The following is a 19,665-nucleotide window of genomic DNA, read 5'->3' on the forward strand; positions in this document are numbered from 1 at the left end:
GAGCGGGGCAAGGGTTACGTCGCGCGCTGCTCCGGCTGCTCGTCGGCCAGCGGCGCGTCCTGCTCGTCGGCGTGCGCCACGTGCCGCAGCTGCCGCCAGATCAGCACGACGAACACCGCGGACCCCGCGAACGCGAACCAGAACGGCGCGGTCACGCCGTGGTGCTGCGCCAGCACGCCGCCCACGCCCGCGCCCACGACGAGCCCGCCGTAGACACCGACCAGGTTCACGGACCCGACCCGCCCCTGCAGCGCGGTCGGCACCGCGCGCTGGCGCACGGTGACGCTCGTCGTGCCCCACACGAACGCGTGCGCGCCGAACACGAAGAAGACCGTCATCGCCACCCACGCGGTGGTGGTGAGGGCGAGCGCCAGGTGCGTCAGCGTCTCGATGACCAGCCCGATGCGCAGCAGGTTCGCGAGCGTCACCCGCCGCGTGAGCCAGCCGTACGCGGCCGTCCCGACGAGTCCGCCCAGCGCCTGCACCGTGGTGATGGCGCCGAAGCCCACCTCGCCCAAGCCCAGGCGCTCCTGCGCGTAGAGCACCAGGACCGACCACGCGGCGCCGAAGGTGACGTTGAAGATCAGGATCGTGAGCACGAGCGTGCGCACCGCGGCGTGGTGGACCACCCACCGCACGCCCTCGGCGATGTCGGCCCGGATGTGGCTGCGCTCGTGGCGCGCGGCGCCGTGCGGCGGCAGCCGGAGCCGCGAGATCATCACCGCGCCGGCGAGGACCAGGACGCCGTAGGCCGCGAACGGGATGGCCTGCCCGGCCGCGAACAGGGCCGCGCCGACGGGTGGGCCGGCCATCTGGTTGACGGTCAGGAGGCCGGCCTGGATGCGCTGGTTCGCGGCCGCCAGGTCGTCACGCCGGACCAGCATGGGGACCAGCGTGCTCGACGCGTTGTCGGCGAACGTCTCCGCGGTGCCCAGCAGGAACATCGCGACCAGGACGAGCGCGACCGGCGTCGCCTCCGCGGCGGCCGCCACCGCGAGCACCGCGACGACGAGCGCGCGCACCACGTCGACCGTGATGACGAGCCGGCGTCGGTCGAGCCGGTCCGTCAGCGCACCGGCCCAGAGCCCGAACAGCAGCGGCGGCAGCCACTGCAGCAGCGCGGCGAGGGCGACGACGAACGCGTCGTCCGTGCGGGACGCCACGAGCAGCGGACCGGCCGCGAGCACGATGCCGTCCGCCAGGTTCGTCGTCCACGACGAGGACAGCACCCAGCGGAACCCCGTGCCGAGGCGGCGGGGCACCAGCGTCTCGACGATCCGGCCAGGCACCGGCCGACGATACGGCGGCGCGGACCTTCGGCCCTCCTCGACCCGTCCACATCGTGAGATGATGCCGGGGTCGGCAACCCCGGCACCCCGTGTCCCGGTCCCCACAAGGAGCCCCGTCGTGTCCGCGCTCACCCTGCCCCCTGCCCGTCCCTCCCTCCCGCTCCCCGCCCGCCTGCGCTCGCTCGTCGAGACGGTCCGCTGGGCCCCCGCCCCGCGCTTCGAGGGCACCCCCACCCGGCGCTGGCTGTTCGTGGCATACCTGGCGGGCAGCATGCTGGCCTGGACCCTGGCGGGCGTGGCCATCGCTGCCGCCCTGGGCGCCCTGGTCCGCTGACCCCGCCCCCTGCTCCGCCCACCCCCGCCCCCTGCTCCGCCCACCCCGGCGCTCCGGAGCCGGCGAGGTCGTGCATCTGCCGCCAAGTCGTCCATCGATCGGCGCGACCTCACGGTCGACACGCGACTTCATGACGCTCGCCTGGCCTGGCTGAGCAGGGGCACGGGTCGGACGGGCGGGAGGCATCCCGGAGGCAGTGCGCGACGCGTGCGCCCGATGATCGCGGCGATCGAGTCGGCGACCGTCAGGTGCACCGCCCTCCATCCGGCCTCGAGGAACGCCTCGCGCCGCAGCTTCTCGGCGAGCAGAGCCTCCCGCTCCCGGCCGCGGTACTTGTCGAGCCCGTCGTACTCCACGACGACCTTCCATTCCGGCCAGCCGAGGTCCGCCCAGACGACGCCGCGCGCGGTGTGCACCTCGACCTGGGTCTGCGGTGGAGGCCAGCCGGCGCGGAGGAAGGCGAACCGCGCCATGGTCTCGCGCACGGACTCCGCCCCGTCGTCCGCGAGCTCGATGATGAGGCGACCGCGGGCGCTCCCCCGGCCTCGCCCAGCCAGCGCGATCGCGGTCAGGTCGTCGCGCGGCACGCCCGCCCGGAGCGCGCTGTCGACGACGACGAGCGCGGGCAACGGTGGCATGGAGACGGCGCAGTCCCAGGCGGTCGCCCTCAGGTCCGTGACGGGCATGCCGAGGATCGTGACGATCTGCTCGTCGGCCGGCAGTGGCCGGTGGTGGCGGATGGCCGGGTCGGCGTGGGCGCTGCGACGATGCGCGTGCTTCAGGTGGGTCAGCGTCCCGACCGACCACAGGGCGAGGCCGTGCAGCACGGCTGCGGTCTCGTGGCTGAAGGCGTGCGGCGCGACGGTCCGGCCATGTACTCCCCTCGCTCGGGCGACTGCCAGCGCCCGGGGATCCACGATCGCGGCCGGGACGTAGGTGCCGGTGCCGACCCGCCGCCACTTGCCGGCCGCCACCTGAGCGGCAACGACGTCATCCGGATGGTCGCGCGCACGGAAGACCATCGGTCGCGGCACGGCACGCGTGCCGTCGGGTGAACCAGGACGTCGAGGCATGCGGCCGAGAGTGCCTCGATCGGGCGCTCGCGTGGGGGCGGGTTCCTGGCGCCTGTGGGCGGCCCGCCCGCGCGAGGGGCTGGGGTCGGGTCGACCTCGCCGACGAGGTCGTGTGTCTGCCGTGAAGTCGTGCAGAGCAGTGCACGACCTCACGGCAGACGCACGACCTGGGGGCGGGTCAGGGGGTGGTGGTGAGCCAGGTCTCGAAGGGGGCGAAGCTGCGCTCGCGGCCCAGGAACGCCTCGACCAGGTCCGCCGCGTCCCGGCTGCCGCCGGGCGCCAGGATGTGGTCGCGGTAGCGGCGGCCCACCTCGGGGTTCATCAGGTCCTCGCCGAAGGCGGTCAGGAGGTCCTTGGCGATCACCAGGCTCCAGAGGTAGGTGTAGTAGGCCGAGCCGTACCCGTCGAGGTGCCCGAACCCGGTGACCTGGTGCGTCCCGGGCAGCGGCGCGAACGGGCCGAACCGCGCGTCGACCTGCGCGGTGAACTCGTCGAGGTCCGCGGGCGGCGTCGCGTGCAGGCCGTAGGACAGCGCGGTGAAGTTGAGCTGCCGGCGGGTCCATGAGCCGCGGCCGAACTGGTCCGCGCGGTTCATCCGCTCGACGAGCGCGGCCGGGATGGGCGCGCCGGAGTCGTCGGTCGCGAACGTGGCCAGGACGCCCGCGTCCCAGGCCCACTCCTCGAGCAGCTGCGACGGCGCCTCGACGAAGTCCCACTCGGTCGCGACGCCGCTGAACTCGGCCCAGCGCTGGTGCCCGCCGACGATCTCGTGGACCAGGTGCCCGAACTCGTGGAAGAAGGTGCAGACGTCGTCGTGCTCCATGTTCCCGGTGGGGAAGTTGCACACCAGGACGCCCTCGGGCAGGCGCACGCCGGCGATCCCGGGCACCAGCGAGAACTGCGCGGCGTGGTTGAACTTGCCTGCGCGCGGGTGCATGTCGAGGTAGAACCGGCCGATCCGCGCGCCGTCGGCGACCACGTCGTAGGCCTCGACCGACTCGTGCCAGGACGGCGCGGCCACGCGCGTGAAGCTCAGGCCGAGCAGCTGACCGATCGTCGACATGACGCCGTCGCGCACCTTGTCGTAGCGGAAGTACCGGCGCACCTCCTGGGCGTCGACGTCGTACTGCTCGCGGCGGACGACCTGGTCGTAGTACAGCGAGTCGGCGGGCGTGACCGCGGTCGCGGCGGGGTCGTCGGCCTGGAACCGGGTCAGCAGCACGGTGACGTCCCGCTCGGCCGGCGCGGCGGTCAGGCCGTCGAGCCGCTCGACGAAGTCCGCGATCGCCGCGCCGGAGCCGATCATCTTGACCTCGGCGTCGTACGTCGGCCAGTCCGGGTAGCCCAGCAGGCGCGCCCGCTCGTCGCGCAGCCGCAGCAGCTCGGCGAGCACCGGGCCGTTGGCCGGCGACGCGATGCGCAGGTACTCGGTGGTGAGCGCGCGGCGGACCGACGCGTCGTGCGCGTACGTGCGCACGGGGATCAGGTCCGGGTACTCGGTGGTGAGCACGACGAGGCCGTCGTCCCCGGGTGCGTGCGCGTCGCGGAAGTCGCCCGGCAGGCCGTCGAGCTGCTCGGGACGCACGCGGATGGAGCGCACGCCCTCGCGGATGTTGCGGGAGAACTCGAGCCCCAGCTCGGTGCAGCGCTGCGCCAGGCCGCGCAGCACCGCGCGCTCCTCGCCGGACCGGTCGACGCCGGCGCGGCGGAAGTCGCGCAGCACGTGGTCGTGCAGGCGCTGGGCGTCGGCGCCGAGGCCCGCGGGGTCCGTCGCGACGAACGCCTCCCAGGCCTCGCGGTCCAGCCCGCGCTCGGTCGCGAGGTCCTCGGCGGCCTGGGCGCGCTCCTCGGCGGCCGCGCGCAGCTCCCCGGAAGGGTGCACCTCGGACAGCAGGTGCGCGGCCGCGGACGCCTGGCCCAGCGCGGCGTCGCACGCGTTCCACAGCTCCAGGACCTGCTCCGCGCTCCTCGTCGTGCCGTCCTTGAGCGTCGCGAGGTGGTCGCGCGCCTCCTGCAGGGCGGTGTCCACGACGTCGGTGAGGAACGACGACCAGCCGGCGTCGTCGGAGGGCAGCGTGAGGGGCTCGAGCGTCATGCGCCGACCGTACACACGCCCGCCGGGCTGCGGGTGCGGTCCGGGTCAGGCGACGAGCTCGAGCCGCTGCCAGGACCGGACGGTCGCGGCCGCGAAGACCAGCGCGGCGACGGGCACGGTGGCCAGGGGACCGGCCGGCCCCGCCTCGAGCGCCCACGCGGCCGGCGCGACGAACGGGACCCAGGTGCCCACGCCCGCGAGCGCGCACACCTGCGCCACCACCAGGACGCCCACGGTGACCGCGATCCCGGGGAGCAGGCCGCGGCCCAGGGTGGCGGCCCACGCGACGGGCTGCACGACGAGCGCCGACAGCACGACGAGCGCGGCGATGCGCAGCAGCGCGCCGGTCGCCGCCGCGTCGGGCAGCCCCAGCCCGAGCACCAGACCGGCGAGCAGGACGAGGCCGGCGACGGCGAGGGCCGTGAGCGTCGCCCACACCAGGTGCACGACGAGCTTGGCGGCGACCGTGGTCCCCCGCCCGACCGGCAGCGCGAACAGCCCCGCCACCGTGCCCTCGGCGAGCTCGCGGCCCACGGTCCAGCTCAGCGCGACGCCCGCGGCGAGCACGGACGCGGCGGCGGTGACCTGCGTGGCGCCGGAGAGCATGGTCGACCAGTCCGCCACGGCGTCGGTCAGCCCGAGCTTCGCGGTCAGGTCGGCGCGCCCGCTGCGCACCGCCGCGAGGGTGGTCGCGGACAGCACGGCGACGCCGACCGCGAGGAGCAGGCCGGTGCCCTGCAGCGTGCGGGACGCGCGCGCCTTGCGGCCCTCCGCGGCGAGCGCGGCGCGCCACCAGACGCCCCGGGCCGGGGACGACGAGGGTGCGACGCCGCGGCTCACGCCGCGTCCCGCGTCGCCGCGTGGACCATCGCGAAGAACGCGCGCTCGAGGTCGACGCCCGCGGGATCGAGCGCACCGACCGCGCGCCCCTCGGCGAGGACCGTGATCCGCGACGCGAGCCGCGCCACCTCGTCGAGGTGGTGGCTCGAGACCAGCACGGCGGCACCCGCGGCCGCGCGCCGGCGCAGCGCCTCCCGCAGCGCGATCACGCCGCCGGGGTCCAGCGCGTTCGTCGGCTCGTCGAGCACGACGAGCGCGGGGTGGTGCTGCAGCGCGGACGCGAGCCCGAGCCGCTGGCGGTTGCCGAGCGAGAGTCGGCGCGCCCGCACGTCGGCGTAGCGGTCGAGGTCCAGCTCCTCGAGCACCGCGTCGACGGTGCCGGCGACGTCCGCGGCACCGCGCAGCACGGCCGCCAGCTCCAGGTTGGCGCGCCCCGTGAGCTCGCCGTACACCAGCGGGTGCTCGACGAGCGCGCCCACCCGCGCCCAGACGGACGGCCTCGCCGACGCCACCGCGCACCCCAGCACCTCCACGGTGCCCTTGTGCGCACGCAGCATGCCGGTGGCGAGCTTCATGAGGGTCGACTTGCCGGCGCCGTTGAGACCGACGATCGCGTGCACCTCGCCCGGCAGGACGTCGAGGTCGACGCCGTGCAGCCCCGCCCCGCCGCGGTACGTGCGCGTCGCGCGCCGGAGCCGGAGCGCGGAGGCCGCCGCGGTCACCGGTCGACCCCCGCCTCGAGGACGTCGAGCGCGCCGTCGACGGCGTCGCCCAGCGGGACCCCCGCACCGGCGGGACCGGCCCAGTCGAGCAGCGCCGCCATGAGCGCCGCGAGCGTCGCTGCGGCCGCGACCACCGCGTCCCGCGCGGCGACCCCGTCCGCCACGAGCTGGTCCGCCACCGCACGCTCGGTGGCCGCGGTGCTCGCGCGGACGGCGGGCAGCAGGCTGGGCGTCACGGAGGCGAGCGCGAGGCGCGACCGGACGGCGGCCTCGTCGTCCACCGGGAGCGCGTGCCACGCCTGACGCACCCCTGCCGTGACGCGGCGCAACGGGGGGAGCCCGAGCGGCTGGCGGGCGACGGCCGCGGTGATCAGCGGGTCGTACGGGTCGCCGACGACGAGCTGCTCCTTGGTGCCGATGTGCCGGTAGAAGGTCATCTCGGTGACGCCGGCGGCCGCCGCGACCTGCGCGACGGTCGTCGCGTCGTACCCCTGCGCGGCGAACAGCTCGAGCGCGCACTCGACGATCCGCTGGCGGGTCCGCCGGGACTTGGTGGTCACGACAAGAAATGTTAGTCACTCACATAACGCGGAGGGAAGCCCGAGGTTTTTCACGGCGGGTACCGGGTGGCGCACGTCACACTGCTCGCTAGGGTCGACACCATGGCAGCCACCCAGCCGCCCGGACTCGACGGACCCGCCTCCGACCTGCTGCTGCGCGCGGGTCGGTACTTCACGCGGTGGGAGGAGACCGACGACGGCCGGGCCGTGTTCCGCGAGGGCGGCCGGCGCGGCGACGTCTTCTACCGGGACCGATGGCGCCACGACAAGGTGGTCCGCTCGACCCACGGCGTGAACTGCACGGGCTCCTGCTCGTGGAAGGTCTACGTCAAGGACGGGATCATCACGTGGGAGGCGCAGCAGACCGACTACCCGTCGGCCGGCCCGGACCGCCCCGACTACGAGCCCCGCGGGTGCCCGCGCGGCGCGGCGTTCTCCTGGTACACGTACTCGCCCACGCGGGTGCGGTACCCGTACGCGCGCGGCGTGCTGGTCGAGATGTTCCGCGAGGCGAAGGCGCGGCTCGGGGACCCGGTGCTCGCCTGGGCGGACATCACGGGCGACCCCGCCAAGCGCCGCCGGTACCAGCAGGCCCGCGGCAAGGGCGGGCTGGTCCGGGTGACGTGGGACGAGGCGGTCGAGATCGTCGCCGCCGCGCACGTGCACACGATCAAGACCTACGGCCCGGACCGGTGCGCGGGGTTCTCGCCGATCCCGGCGATGTCGATGGTGTCGCACGCGGTGGGCACCCGGTTCGTGCAGCTCATCGGCGGCGTCATGACCAGCTTCTACGACTGGTACGCCGACCTGCCGGTGGCGAGCCCGCAGATGTTCGGCGACCAGACCGACGTCCCGGAGTCCGGTGACTGGTGGGACGCCACCTACCTGATGATGTGGGGCTCCAACGTCCCGGTCACGCGCACGCCCGACGCGCACTGGATGGCGGAGGTCCGCTACCGCGGCACCAAGGTGGTCTCGGTCTCGCCGGACTACGCGGACAACACCAAGTTCGCCGACGAGTGGCTGCCCGCCGCGGCCGGCACGGACGGCGCGCTCGCGATGGGCATGGGCCACGTGGTGCTCAAGGAGTACCTGGTCGACCGCCAGGTCCCGTTCTTCCGCGACTACGTCGCGCAGTACACGGACCTGCCGTTCCTGGTCACGCTCGAGGAGCGCGACGGCGCGTACGTCCCGGGTCGGTTCCTGCGGGCGGAGGACCTCGCAGGGACGGGTGTTCCCGACGACGAGCGAGCGGCCGACCCCGTGACCGCTCCTGACTCCGAGGGCGCGCAGTGGAAGACGGTGCTCCTCGACGCGGCGACCGGACGGCCGGTCGTGCCCAACGGCTCCCTCGGCTTCCGCTACACGGACTCCGGCGAGGGCCGGTGGAACCTCGACCTGCAGGGCGTCGTCCCCGCGCTGAGCATCCGCGACGCGCGCTCGTCGGACCCGGGACCGGGCGCCGACGACGGCACGGACGCCGAGACGGTCGAGGTCCTGCTGCCGCGGTTCGACGAGCCGGGTGGCGCGGGCGGCGTGCAGCGCCGCGGCGTGCCCGTGCGGCGCGTCGACGGGCACCTGGTGACCACGGTGTTCGACCTGACGCTCGCGCACTACGGCGTGGCCCGCGACGGGCTGCCGGGCGAGTGGCCGACGGGCTACGACGACGCGACGCAGGGCTGCACGCCCGCGTGGCAGGAGCAGCACACCTCGGTCCCGGCGGACGCGTGCACGCGCATCGCGCGCGAGTTCGCGACCAACGCGGAGAAGTCCAACGGCCGCTCGATGATCATCATGGGTGCGGGCATCTGCCAGTGGTTCCACGGCGACGCGACGTACCGCGCGATCCTGGCGCTGCTGGCGTTCACCGGCTGCTTCGGGCGCAACGGCGGGGGCTGGGCGCACTACGTCGGGCAGGAGAAGTGCCGCCCGCTGACCGGCTGGATCTCGCTGGCCAACGCCCTGGACTGGTCGCGTCCGCCGCGCACGATGACCGGCACGTCGTACTGGTACATGCACACCGACCAGTGGCGGTTCGACGGCTACCAGGCCGACGAGCTCGCGTGGCCGATGGCCGACGGGCACCTGGCGGGCATGCACACGGCGGACACGATCGCGGCGTCGGCCCGGCGCGGCTGGATGCCGTTCTACCCGCAGTTCGACCGCAACCCCCTGGACCTCGCGGACGAGGCGCGCGCGGCCACCGAGGACGGCTCGGCGCCGGACGCCGCCGCGCACGTCGCGGGGCGCCTGAAGGAGGGCAGCCTGCGGTTCGCGGTCGAGGACGTCGACGCGCCGGAGAACTGGCCGCGCACGCTGGTGCTGTGGCGCTCGAACCTGCTGGGCTCGAGCGCCAAGGGCGACGAGTACTTCCTCAAGTACCTGCTCGGCACGCACTCCAACGTGCAGGCGCCCGAGCCGACCGCGCGCCCCAGCGACGTCGAGTGGCGTGACGACATCCCGGAGGGGAAGCTCGACCTCCTGGTCAGCGCGGACTTCCGGATGACCTCGACGACGATGCTCTCCGACGTCGTGCTGCCCGCGGCGACCTGGTACGAGAAGCACGACCTGTCCTCCACGGACATGCACCCCTTCGTGCACGCGTTCTCCCCGGCGATCGACCCGCCGTGGGAGGCGCGCAGCGATTTCGACGCGTTCCACCTGGTGGCGCGGCGGTTCTCCGACCTCGCCCGCACGCACCTGGGCGTGCGGCACGACCTGGTGAGCGTGCCGATGCAGCACGACACCCCGGGCGAGATGCCGCGCGACGGCGGCGCGAGCGGCGACTGGCGGCGCGGCGACGCGCCGGCCGTCCCGGGCGTGACGATGCCGCTGCTCCAGGTGGTGGAGCGCGACTACACGGCGATCGCGGACAAGCTCGGCTCGCTGGGCCCGCTCGCGAGCTCGCAGGGGTTCACGGTCAAGAACGTCACGTACCGGCTGGAGCACGAGGTCGAGCGCCTGGGGCGGCTCAACGGCGTGATGCTGGGCGGCGCGGGCGACGGAAGGCCGGCGCTGGACACCGACGTCAAGCTGGCCGAGGCGATCCTGGCGCTGTCCGGCACGACGAACGGCGAGCTCGCCACGCAGGGCTTCCGCTCGCTCGAGCAGCGGGTGGGCAAGGAGCTGCACGACCTGGCGGAGGGCTCCGAGGAGAAGCGCATCACCTTCCCGGACACGCAGGCGCGGCCGGTCCCGGTGATCACGTCCCCGGAGTGGTCCGGCTCGGAGACCGGCGGGCGGCGGTACGCGCCGTTCACGGTCAACGTCGAGCGGCTCAAGCCGTGGCACACGCTCACGGGCCGCATGCACCTGTTCCTCGACCACGGCTGGATGAAGGACCTGGGCGAGGGGCTGCCGGTCTACCGCCCGCCGCTGGACCTGCACCGCCTGCTGGGCGAGCCGGAGCTGGGCCCGGACGGCGCCAAGCAGGTCACGGTGCGCTACCTGACCCCGCACAACAAGTGGTCGATCCACTCCGAGTACCAGGACAACCTCCTGATGCTCTCGCTGTCCCGCGGCGGCCCGACGTGCTGGATGTCCCCGGCGGACGCCGACGCGATCGGCGCCAGGGACAACGAGTGGATCGAGTGCTCCAACGCGAACGGCATCTTCGTCGCCCGGGCGATCGTGTCCCACCGCATGCCGGAGGGCGTGGTCTACGTGCACCACGCCCAGGAACGGACCATCGACGTGCCTAAGACGGAGCGGACCCGACGACGAGGAGGCATCCACAACTCGGTGACGCGGCTGCTGGTCAAGCCCACGCACCTCATCGGCGGGTACGCGCAGCTGTCCTACGCCTTCAACTACCTGGGCCCCACCGGCAACCAGCGGGACATCGTCGCGACGATCCGCCGCCGGTCCCAGGACGTCGAGTACTGAGCGGGCGAGGGAGGGGACGACGAGCATGCGCGTGATGGCCCAGGTCGCCATGGTGATGAACCTCGACAAGTGCATCGGGTGCCACACCTGCTCGGTGACGTGCAAGCAGGCGTGGACCAACCGCGCCGGCGTCGAGTACGTCTGGTTCAACAACGTCGAGACGCGGCCCGGCCAGGGCTACCCGCGGCGCTACGAGGACCAGGAGCGGTGGCACGGCGGCTGGCACCTGAACCGCCGCGGCCGGCTCGAGCTGCGGACGGGCAGCCGGGCCAAGCGGCTGCTGTCGATCTTCGCGAGCCCGGTGCAGCCCGAGCTCGAGGACTACTACGAGCCGTGGACGTACGACTACGAGACGCTCGTCGAGGCACCGCTCGGCGACGACTTCCCGGTCGCCCGGCCCAAGTCGCTCATCACCGGCGAGGACACCAAGGTCACCTGGTCGGCCAACTGGGACGACAACCTGGGCGGGACCAGCGAGCTCGGCCACCTGGACCCGATCGTGGAGAAGGTCCGCCGCGAGTCGGAGGACAAGATCCGGTTCGAGCTCGAGAAGACGTTCATGTTCTACCTGCCGCGCATCTGCGAGCACTGCCTCAACCCGTCGTGCATGGCCTCCTGCCCGTCGGGCGCGATCTACAAGCGCGCCGAGGACGGCATCGTGCTGGTCGACCAGGACCGCTGCCGCGGCTGGCGCCAGTGCGTCACCGGGTGCCCGTACAAGAAGATCTACTTCAACCACAAGACCGGCAAGGCCGAGAAGTGCACGTTCTGCTACCCGCGCCTCGAGGTGGGCCTGCCGACGGTGTGCGCCGAGACGTGCGTGGGCCGGCTGCGCTACATCGGGGTGTTCCTCTACGACGCGGACCGCGTCACCGAGGCGGCATCGGTGCCCGACGAGAAGGACCTCTACGAGGCACAGCTCGACCTGATGCTCGACCCCGAGGACCCGGCGGTCGTCGCGGCGGCACGCGAGCAGGGCATCCCGGCGGACTGGCTCGACGCGGCTCGTCGGAGCCCGGTCTACGCGCTCGCGAAGACCTACCGCGTGGCGCTGCCGCTGCACCCCGAGTACCGCACCATGCCGATGGTCTGGTACGTCCCGCCGCTGTCCCCGGTGGTGGACCTGCTGCGCGAGCAGGGCCACGACGCGGAGGACCCCGGCAACCTGTTCGGCGCGATCGAGGCGCTGCGCATCCCCGTGGAGTACCTCGCCGAGCTGTTCACCGCGGGTGACACCGCGATCGTCACGGACGTCCTCAAGCGGCTCGCGGCCATGCGCTCCTACCTGCGCGGCATCACCCTCGAGGAGGGCGCCGACGAGTCGATCCCGAACGCGGTCGGCATGACCGGCCAGGCGATGTACGCCATGTACCGGCTGCTCGCGATCGCCAAGTACGACGAGCGCTACGTCATCCCCAAGGCGCACGAGGAGCGCGGCCACGAGCTCGAGGAGCTGGGCTGCTCGCTCGACTACGACGAGGGTCCGGGCATGTACGAGTCCGCGGCGTTCGGCGAGGCGTCGGGCCGGCCCGTCCCCGTCGCGGTCGAGACCTTCCACGCGCTGCGGCAGCGGCAGACGTCGGAGGCGATCGCCCCGTCGGAGGAGATGCGGGGCCGCGTCAACCTCCTGAACTGGGACGGCGTCGGCACGCCGCCGGGCCTGTTCCCGCAGAAGGACGGCCCGCCCCCGGGCGCGGTCGGCGGACCGGTCCCCGACGAGGCGGTCCGCGCCGAGGCGCGCCCCGACGAGGGGGAGGCGCGATGAGGCTCGGCACGGGACGGGCGCGCTCGTCGGGACGCACGACGAGCGCGCGCGACGGCTCGACGCGCGTCGTGCACCAGGCGGCGTCCTGGTGCCTCGCCTACCCGGACGAGGCGCTGGTCGAGCGCCTGCCGCTGCTCGCGGCCGCGACCGACGAGCTCGCGCGCGGTCGCGCGCGGGACGGCCTGCGCACCTTCCTGGACCACGCCGTCGCGACCCCGCTGGACGTGCTGCAGCCGGACTACGTGCGGCTGTTCGACCTGTCCCGCAAGCAGGCGCTGTACCTGTCCTACTGGACCGACGGCGACACGCGTCGGCGGGGGGAGGTCCTGGCCGGGTTCAAGGAGCGCTACCGGGCGAGCGGCTTCCTGGTGGACACCCGCGGCGAGCTGCCGGACCACCTGCCGCTGGTGCTCGAGTACGCGGCGCTCGCGGACCCGCAGGACGGGACCGCGCTGCTCCAGGAGTACCGCGCGAGCCTCGAGCTCACGCGGTTCGCGCTGATCGAGGCGGGCACGCCCTACGCGGGCGTGCTCGAGGCGGTCTGCGCCACGCTGCCGGGGGAGTCGCCCGCGGACAAGGCGGCGGTGCACGCCATGGCCGCCGCGGGTCCGCCCTCGGAGAGCGTGGGGCTGGACTCGGCCGACCCGCGGCTGCTGCCGCTCGCGGGCTACGGGACCACGGACGGGAGCGCCTGATGGACGTCGTGCTCTGGGGGGTGCTGCCGTACCTCGTCGTCGCCGTGTTCGTCGGCGGCCTGGTGTGGCGCTACCGGTACGACCAGTTCGGCTGGACCACGCGCTCGTCGCAGCTCTACGAGTCGCGGCTCCTGCGCATCGGCTCGCCGCTGTTCCACTTCGGGCTGCTGTTCGTGATCGTGGGGCACGTGGTCGGCCTCGTGATCCCCGAGTCGTGGACCGACGCGGTGGGCGTGACCGAGGAGATGTACCACGCGGGTGCGCTGGGCATCGGGACGGTCGCGGGGGTCGCCACGCTCGCGGGCATCGTGATCCTCATCGTCCGGCGTCGTCGCACCGGGCCGGTGTTCATGGCGACGACGAAGAACGACAAGGCGATGTACGCGGTGCTGACCACCGCGATCGTCACCGGGCTCGCGACCACCGTCATCGCGTTCAGCCAGGGCTCCGAGACGCACGACTACCGCCAGTCCGTCTCGCCGTGGTTCCGCTCGCTGTTCGTCTTCCAGCCCGACGTCGACGCCATGGCCTCCGCGCCGTGGCAGTTCCACCTGCACGTCCTCGTCGGGCTCGGCCTGATCCTGCTGTTCCCGTTCAGCCGGCTGGTGCACGCGTTCACGGCACCGGTGCACTACCTGTTCCGCCCGTACATCGTCTACCGCAGCCGCGACCGCCGGCCGACCCCGGGAGCCAGCGCGCCGAAGCGCGGCTGGGACCCCGTGGGGACGCGCGACCGCGACCGCTGAGCCCCAGGGGAGAGCACGTGACCGAGACGACGAGCACGGCCCGCGCCGGATCCGGCCAGGCGCTGAACCTGGCGCTGGCGACCTGGGCGTTCGCCATCACCTTCTGGGCGTGGAACCTGGTCGGCCCGCTCGCGGCGCTGTACTCCGAGGACCTCGACCTGTCCTCGAACCAGAAGGCGCTGCTCATCGCGACCCCCGTGCTCGTCGGGGCCGTCGGACGCGTGCCCGTGGGTGCGCTGACGGACCGCTACGGCGGGCGGACCATGCTGTCCGCGCTGAGCTTCATCTCGATCGTGCCCGTGCTGCTGGTCGCGTGGGCCGGGAACCTCGAGTCCTACCCGCTGCTGCTGGTGTTCGGCTTCCTGCTCGGCATCGCGGGCACGTCGTTCGCCGCCGGCATCCCGTTCGTCAACGCCTGGTACGGGCCGTCGCGGCGCGGGTTCGCGACCGGGCTGTTCGGCGCGGGCATGGGGGGCACCGCGCTCTCGTCGTTCTTCACGCCGCGGTTCGTCCAGTGGTTCGGCTACACGCAGGCGCACCTGATCATCGCGGCGGCGCTCGCCGTGACCGGCGTCGTCCTGATGCTGCTCATGCGCAACTCCCCGACCTGGCAGCGCAACGACCAGCCGGTGATGCCGAAGCTCAAGGCCGCCTCGAAGCTGCCCGTGACCTGGCAGATGGCGTTCCTGTACGCGGTGACCTTCGGCGGGTTCGTCGCGTTCTCCACCTACCTGCCGACGTACCTCAAGGACGTGTACGACTTCGACCTGGCCGGCGCGGGCACGCGCACCGCCGGCTTCGCGATCGCGGCCGTCATCGCGCGGCCCCTGGGCGGCGTGCTCTCCGACCGCGTGCACCCGCGCGTCGTCGTGCTGGTGTCCCTGGCCGGCGCCGCGGTGTCCGCGGTGCTGATGGCGCTCAAGCCCGAGCCCGAGATCCCGGCCGGCACCGTCTTCGTGCTCATGGCGTTCTTCCTGGGGCTCGGCTCCGGCGGCGTGTTCGCCTGGGTGGCGCGCCGCGTGCCCCCCGAGCGCGTCGGCAGCGTGACCGGCGTGGTGGGCGCCGCGGGCGGGCTCGGCGGGTACTTCCCGCCGCTCGTGATGGGCGCGACCTACAACGAGGTCACGCACTCGTACACGATCGGGCTCGTCCTGCTCGTCGTGACGGCCGTCGTCGCCTTCCTGTTCACGTACTGGCGCCTGCCCCGCGAGGAGCGCGCGCCCACGGCCCCGGGCGCCTGACGTGCGCACGCTGGCGGTCACCCAGAACATCACCGTCGACGGCATCATCGAGATGCGCGGCGACTGGTTCGACCCGCAGGCCCAGGACGACGAGCTGCTCGCGGAGGTGCGCCGCCAGGACGAGTCCACCGACGCGCTGCTGCTCGGCCGCCAGACCTTCGAGGACTTCCGCTCCTACTGGCCGCACGCGACCGACGACCGCACGGGCATCGCCGCGCAGCTCGACACGGTGCAGAAGCACGTGGTGTCGAGCACGCTCACCGAGGCCGGTTGGCAGAACACGACGATCCTGAGCGGCGACGGCGCGGACCTGGCCCGCGAGCTCAAGGAGACGCCGGGCGGTGACATCGTCGTGACCGGGAGCATCACGCTGACGCACGCGCTCGTCGCCGCCGGGCTCGTGGACGAGTACCGGCTGTTCGTCTACCCGGTGGTGCAGGGCGCCGGGCGACCCCTGTTCCCGGAGAGCACGCCGACGACGCGCCTGGAGCTGCGGGACCTGCGCCGGTTCCGGTCCGGCGTCGCGCTCGCGGTCTACGCCCCGGCCGCCTGACCGGCGTTCTCCGCGCCCGCCTCGGGGCCGACGGTGCGGCCAGACGCAACGCGCGGGCGCCCCTCCGCGAAACATGGCTGGCATACAGTAGCCCGCGCACCGGAGGCGGAGATGAGGGGGACGCAGTGGAGACGACCTCGCTGGGGCTGGCGGACCGGTCCCTGGCCACCAAGATCTACCTCGAGCTGCGCGAGCGGATCATCCAGGGCGCGATCAAGCCGGGGGAGCGGATCCGCGAGCGGGAGCTCGCCGAGGAGCTGGACGTCTCCCGGATCCCGCTGCGCGAGGCCCTGCCGCGGCTCGAGGCGGAAGGGTTCATCCGCACGCTCCCGCGCCGCGGTGCTGTGGTGACGGAGCTGAGCCTGCGCGACGTCGAGGAGCTCTTCGAGGTCCGGACCAGCCTGGAGGTCCTGGCCACCCGGCTCGCGACCGAGGCGTGCGCCTCGGGAGCCGACGGCAGCGAGCTCACCGAGGCCCTCCATGCTGCGGAAGCGGCGCTGGCCAGCGGCGACGACGCGGAGATCGCGAGCGTGAACTCGACGCTGCACGAGAAGATCCTGCGACTGTCCGGCAACTCGCTCCTGCAGCTGTTGATGGTCCCCGTCAACGGCCGGGTCCGGCGCCTGTTCTTCCTCGAGGCGGAGCGCGACCAGCAGGTGCTCTGCGCCGAGCACCGGGACCTGTGCCGGGCGATCCTCGACGGGCACGTCGAGCTCGCCGGCTCGCTCGCCTTCGCCCACGTCGAGCACTCCAAGGTGGAGTCGTTGGCCCTCATGAGGACCCGCCTCGCCACGGCTCCCGCCGTTACAGGAAGTTAACGGGCGACCCGCTCCCCACGTAACCTCGCGACGGCATTCTGTATACCAGAGCGCCTCGCTACGACGTTGGGAACGGATCTTGTCGCACACGTTCACGCTGCACCGCGGCCGGCTCGCGGACGGCCGGCTGGTCGACCTGCGGGTCGTCGACGGCGCGCTCACGGAGGTCACTGCCGTCGGTCCCGGAGCGGACCCATCCGCCCGGGGGGCTGGCGCGGCCCTCGGTGCGGTGGACTTCGACGCCTGGGTCGCCGACGGCGGCGCGTACCGGGGGCCGGTCGACCTCGCGGGTCGCCTGGTCCTGCCACCGCTGGTCAACGGCCACGTCCACCTGGACAAGACGTTCGTGGGCGCGCCGTGGCAGCCGCACCGGTCCGGTGCGACGGTGGCGGAGCGCGTGGCGCACGAGCGCGACCTGCGGGCCGAGGTCGACGTGCCCGTCGCCCACCGGGCCGCAGCGCTCGCCGAGCTGCTGGTCGCCTCGGGCACCGGCCTGGCGCGCACGCACGTGGACGTCGACCCGGATGCCCGTCTGGCCCACCTCGAGCAGGTGCTCACGCTGCGCGAGCAGCTGGTCGACGTCCTCGACCTGCAGGTGGTGGCCTTCCCCCAGAGCGGCATCGTCACGGCACCGGGAGTCGCGGACCTGCTCGACCAGGGTCTGCGGCTCGGCGCCGACGTGGTCGGCGGGCTCGATCCCGCGGGGTTCGACGGCGACGCGCAGCAGCATCTCGACGTCGTCTTCGCCCTCGCGGAGCGGCACGGTGCGCGGGTCGACATCCACCTGCACGAGCTCGGGGCCGCGGGTGGGGAGCAGCTCCGCCTGATCGCCGAGCGCACGGCCGCGCTCGGGCTGCACGGGCGGGTCGCGGTCAGCCACGCGTACGGGTTGGGCACGCTCGGGGCTGAGGAGACCCGGCGGTGCGCCGACGTCCTGGCGTCCGCGGGCGTCGCTGTGATGACCAACGGCCCGGCGGGCCCGATGCCGCCCGTGCTGCTCCTGCGGGAGCGCGGGGTCACGGTCTTCTCCGGCACGGACAACGTCCGGGACGCGTGGTGGCCGTACGGCGACGGCGACATGCTGACGATCGCGCGGACCGTCGCCTACCAGCAGGGCTTCCGGTCGGACGACGAGCTCGGGGTGGCGCTCGACCTCGTGACCGGGTCCGCCGCACGCGCGCTCGGCGCAGCGGGGTATGGGCTCCTCCCCGGTGCGCCCGCGGACCTCGTCGTCGTCGAGGCCACCTGCGCAGCCGAGGCGGTCGCAGCCCCCGCCCGCCGCACGGTGGTCCGTTCCGGCGTGCCGCGCTCGTCGGTCGCCACCACCCCAGTCTCCGTCCCGGACGGGACGGACGCGCCGGAGCCGTCCCCCGCGGCACCGACGCACCACCCGGACGACAGCGCTGTCGGCCAGGGCCTTCGACCAGACCCCCGCCTGACCCCCTCGAGGAGCTGACCATGGCACCAGCGCGACTCCGTCACACCCGAACCGCAGCCACCGTGCTCGCGGCCGGCCTCCTGCTCTCCGCCTGTGCGGGTGCGGCCCAGCAGACGTCCGGCGGCGGGTCCGGCACGACCGCGGCCACCCGCGACGAGACCGTGATCATCGGCACGGGCGCCACGCCGCAGAGCCTCGAACCGGCGATCGCGGACGAGGTGCAGACCGACTTCACGGTCTCGTCGATGTACGACAAGCTCGTGACGTTCGACGGCGAGGGGAACCTCGTCCCGCAGCTCGCGACCGAGTGGTCCTTCGGCGAGGGCGCGGCGAGCGTGGACCTCACCCTGCGCGACGACGTGACGTTCCACAGCGGCAACCCGTTCACGGCTGCGGACGTCGTCTACACGCTCGACCGCGTCAAGCGGCTCGGCCTGGGCGTCGCCTCCTTCCTCTCGGACTACGAGTCCGCCGAGGCGGTCGACGACACGCACGTCACGATCACGCTCAGCGGTCCGAACGCCGCCTTCGTCGGCGCCCTGAGCAAGCTGTACGTCCTCGACTCGGCGCTCGTCGCCGAGAACGCGGGCTCCGACGACGCGCAGCAGTGGCTCGCGACGAACGACGCCGGCTCGGGCGCGTACGAGCTGTCGACCTACACCGCCAACCAGACCACCGAGGTGGCGCGGTACGCGGACTACTGGGACTACGACGAGGCCCGGCCGGCCCAGGTGGTCTACCGGTACATCACCGAGAGCGGCACCTTGCGCGACGAGCTGACCTCGGGCGGCATCGACGTCGCGACCGGCCTGGCGGCCACCGACGTGACCGCGCTCGAGAGCGCGGACGGGCTCCGGGTGGAGAGCCTGCCGAGCATGCTCCAGCTGTTCGTCATGTTCAACACGCAGGGCAGCGGCATCACGGCCGACCCCAAGGTGCGCGAGGCGATCCAGCTGGCCTACGACTACGACGGGCACATCGCCTCGATCCTGCAGGGCAAGGGCCAGGTCGCCTCGGGGCTCGCCGCCCCCACGGTCGGCTGCCGCTACGACGCCGGACCCACCGAGCAGGACGTCGCCCGGGCCAAGCAGCTCCTCGACGAGGCCGGTGCCGCGGGCAAGAGCGTCACGATGGTCTACCAGCAGCAGATCCCCGAGCACGCGAAGGCCGCCACGCTCCTGCAGTCCAACCTGGCCGACATCGGCCTGACGCTGGACCTGCAGCCCGTCACGTACCCCGAGTACACCGCGATGCTCGAGTCGGCCGAGACGACGCCCGACATGGGCCTCCTCTGGGACTTCCCCTACTACCCGGAGATCGGGCCGATGCTCTACCGGGTCTACGACTCGCAGTTCATCGACCAGACGAACTACGCGCGGTACGCCAACCCTGAGGTCGACGAGCTCCTCGAGAGCGGTCTCGCGAACCCTGACCCCGAGGCCGCGTGCCAGCAGTTCGTGGACGCCCAGGAGCTCATCGTCGACGACCACGTCGCGATGACCATCTCGAACCCCGAGAACTCCCTGGTGCTGCGGGACGGCCTCGCCATGACCTACGACCCGACGAGCCAGCTGTTCGACGTCTCGACGCTCGTCACCCAGTGACCCACGG

16 protein-coding genes are annotated in these 19,665 nt (G+C 73.2%); 10 read left to right on the plus strand and 6 right to left on the minus strand.

What is annotated here, in order from left to right:
• Positions 1–14 precede the first annotated feature (14 nt).
• Entirely contained in the window at positions 15–1,289 is a 1,275-nt protein-coding gene (locus KIN34_RS05235) for an MFS transporter (protein ID WP_214347679.1), read from the minus strand.
• 118 nt (positions 1,290–1,407) lie between these two features.
• On the opposite strand from KIN34_RS05235, the gene KIN34_RS05240 reads away from it, so the two are divergent.
• Positions 1,408–1,623, plus strand: coding sequence for a chemotaxis protein CheW (locus KIN34_RS05240; RefSeq protein WP_214347681.1), 216 nt, complete (start codon positions 1,408–1,410; stop codon positions 1,621–1,623).
• A gap of 128 nt (positions 1,624–1,751) precedes the next feature.
• Here the strand turns inward: KIN34_RS05240 and KIN34_RS05245 are convergent, their stop codons facing one another.
• From KIN34_RS05245 to KIN34_RS17285, 5 genes are all read right to left on the minus strand, one after another.
• Positions 1,752–2,696, minus strand: coding sequence for a hypothetical protein (locus KIN34_RS05245; RefSeq protein WP_214347696.1), 945 nt, complete (start codon positions 2,694–2,696; stop codon positions 1,752–1,754).
• Between the two features lie 178 nt (positions 2,697–2,874).
• Positions 2,875–4,791 (minus strand): M3 family metallopeptidase, encoded by a 1,917-nt coding sequence (locus KIN34_RS05250; protein WP_214347699.1) that lies wholly within the window; start codon positions 4,789–4,791, stop codon positions 2,875–2,877.
• 45 nt (positions 4,792–4,836) lie between these two features.
• Positions 4,837–5,631 (minus strand): ABC transporter permease, encoded by a 795-nt coding sequence (locus tag KIN34_RS05255; protein ID WP_214347702.1) that lies wholly within the window; start codon positions 5,629–5,631, stop codon positions 4,837–4,839.
• The gene (locus KIN34_RS05260) at positions 5,628–6,353 is read right to left on the minus strand and encodes an ABC transporter ATP-binding protein (protein ID WP_214347705.1); all 726 of its coding nucleotides are present in this window, start codon (positions 6,351–6,353) and stop codon (positions 5,628–5,630) included. Before KIN34_RS05260 ends, KIN34_RS05255 begins: the two co-directional genes overlap by 4 nt.
• Positions 6,350–6,913, minus strand: coding sequence for a TetR/AcrR family transcriptional regulator (locus KIN34_RS17285; protein WP_214347708.1), 564 nt, complete (start codon positions 6,911–6,913; stop codon positions 6,350–6,352). The genes KIN34_RS05260 and KIN34_RS17285 overlap by 4 nt, the downstream gene beginning before the upstream one ends.
• 102 nt (positions 6,914–7,015) lie before the next feature.
• Here KIN34_RS17285 and KIN34_RS05270 point away from each other — a divergent pair, with 102 nt between their 5' ends.
• The 9 genes from KIN34_RS05270 to KIN34_RS05310 all read left to right on the plus strand — a co-directional run bounded on the left by KIN34_RS05270 (position 7,016) and on the right by KIN34_RS05310 (position 19,658).
• A complete protein-coding gene (locus KIN34_RS05270; protein ID WP_214347711.1) occupies positions 7,016–10,798 on the plus strand; it encodes a nitrate reductase subunit alpha in 3,783 nt (1,260 codons plus the stop codon).
• 25 nt (positions 10,799–10,823) lie between these two features.
• Positions 10,824–12,563 (plus strand): nitrate reductase subunit beta, encoded by a 1,740-nt coding sequence (gene narH / locus KIN34_RS05275; RefSeq protein WP_237689047.1) that lies wholly within the window; start codon positions 10,824–10,826, stop codon positions 12,561–12,563.
• A complete protein-coding gene (gene narJ / locus KIN34_RS05280) occupies positions 12,560–13,258 on the plus strand; it encodes a nitrate reductase molybdenum cofactor assembly chaperone (protein ID WP_214347714.1) in 699 nt (232 codons plus the stop codon). The genes narH and narJ overlap by 4 nt, the downstream gene beginning before the upstream one ends.
• Positions 13,258–14,004 carry a respiratory nitrate reductase subunit gamma gene (narI, locus tag KIN34_RS05285; RefSeq protein WP_214347717.1) on the plus strand — a complete coding sequence of 249 codons (747 nt, stop codon included), beginning with the start codon at positions 13,258–13,260 and terminating at the stop codon, positions 14,002–14,004. Before narJ ends, narI begins: the two co-directional genes overlap by 1 nt.
• Positions 14,005–14,021: 17 nt before the next feature.
• Positions 14,022–15,245: an MFS transporter gene (locus KIN34_RS05290; RefSeq protein WP_214347720.1), complete on the plus strand. Its 1,224-nt coding sequence runs from the start codon at positions 14,022–14,024 to the stop codon at positions 15,243–15,245.
• A 1-nt stretch (position 15,246) separates the two neighbouring features.
• A complete protein-coding gene (locus KIN34_RS05295) occupies positions 15,247–15,798 on the plus strand; it encodes a dihydrofolate reductase family protein (protein ID WP_214347723.1) in 552 nt (183 codons plus the stop codon).
• Positions 15,799–15,923: 125 nt separating this feature from the next.
• Positions 15,924–16,616, plus strand: a complete 693-nt coding sequence (locus KIN34_RS05300; protein WP_307858097.1) for a GntR family transcriptional regulator — start codon at positions 15,924–15,926, stop codon at positions 16,614–16,616.
• A gap of 79 nt (positions 16,617–16,695) precedes the next feature.
• Positions 16,696–18,072 (plus strand): amidohydrolase, encoded by a 1,377-nt coding sequence (locus KIN34_RS05305; RefSeq protein ID WP_214347726.1) that lies wholly within the window; start codon positions 16,696–16,698, stop codon positions 18,070–18,072.
• Positions 18,073–18,074: 2 nt separating this feature from the next.
• On the plus strand, positions 18,075–19,658 hold the full coding sequence (locus KIN34_RS05310) for an ABC transporter substrate-binding protein (protein ID WP_214347729.1): 1,584 nt from the start codon (positions 18,075–18,077) through the stop codon (positions 19,656–19,658).
• Positions 19,659–19,665 lie beyond the last annotated feature (7 nt).

This window comes from Cellulomonas fulva, assembly GCF_018531375.1.
Taxonomy (GTDB): Bacteria; Actinomycetota; Actinomycetes; order Actinomycetales; family Cellulomonadaceae; genus Cellulomonas; species Cellulomonas fulva.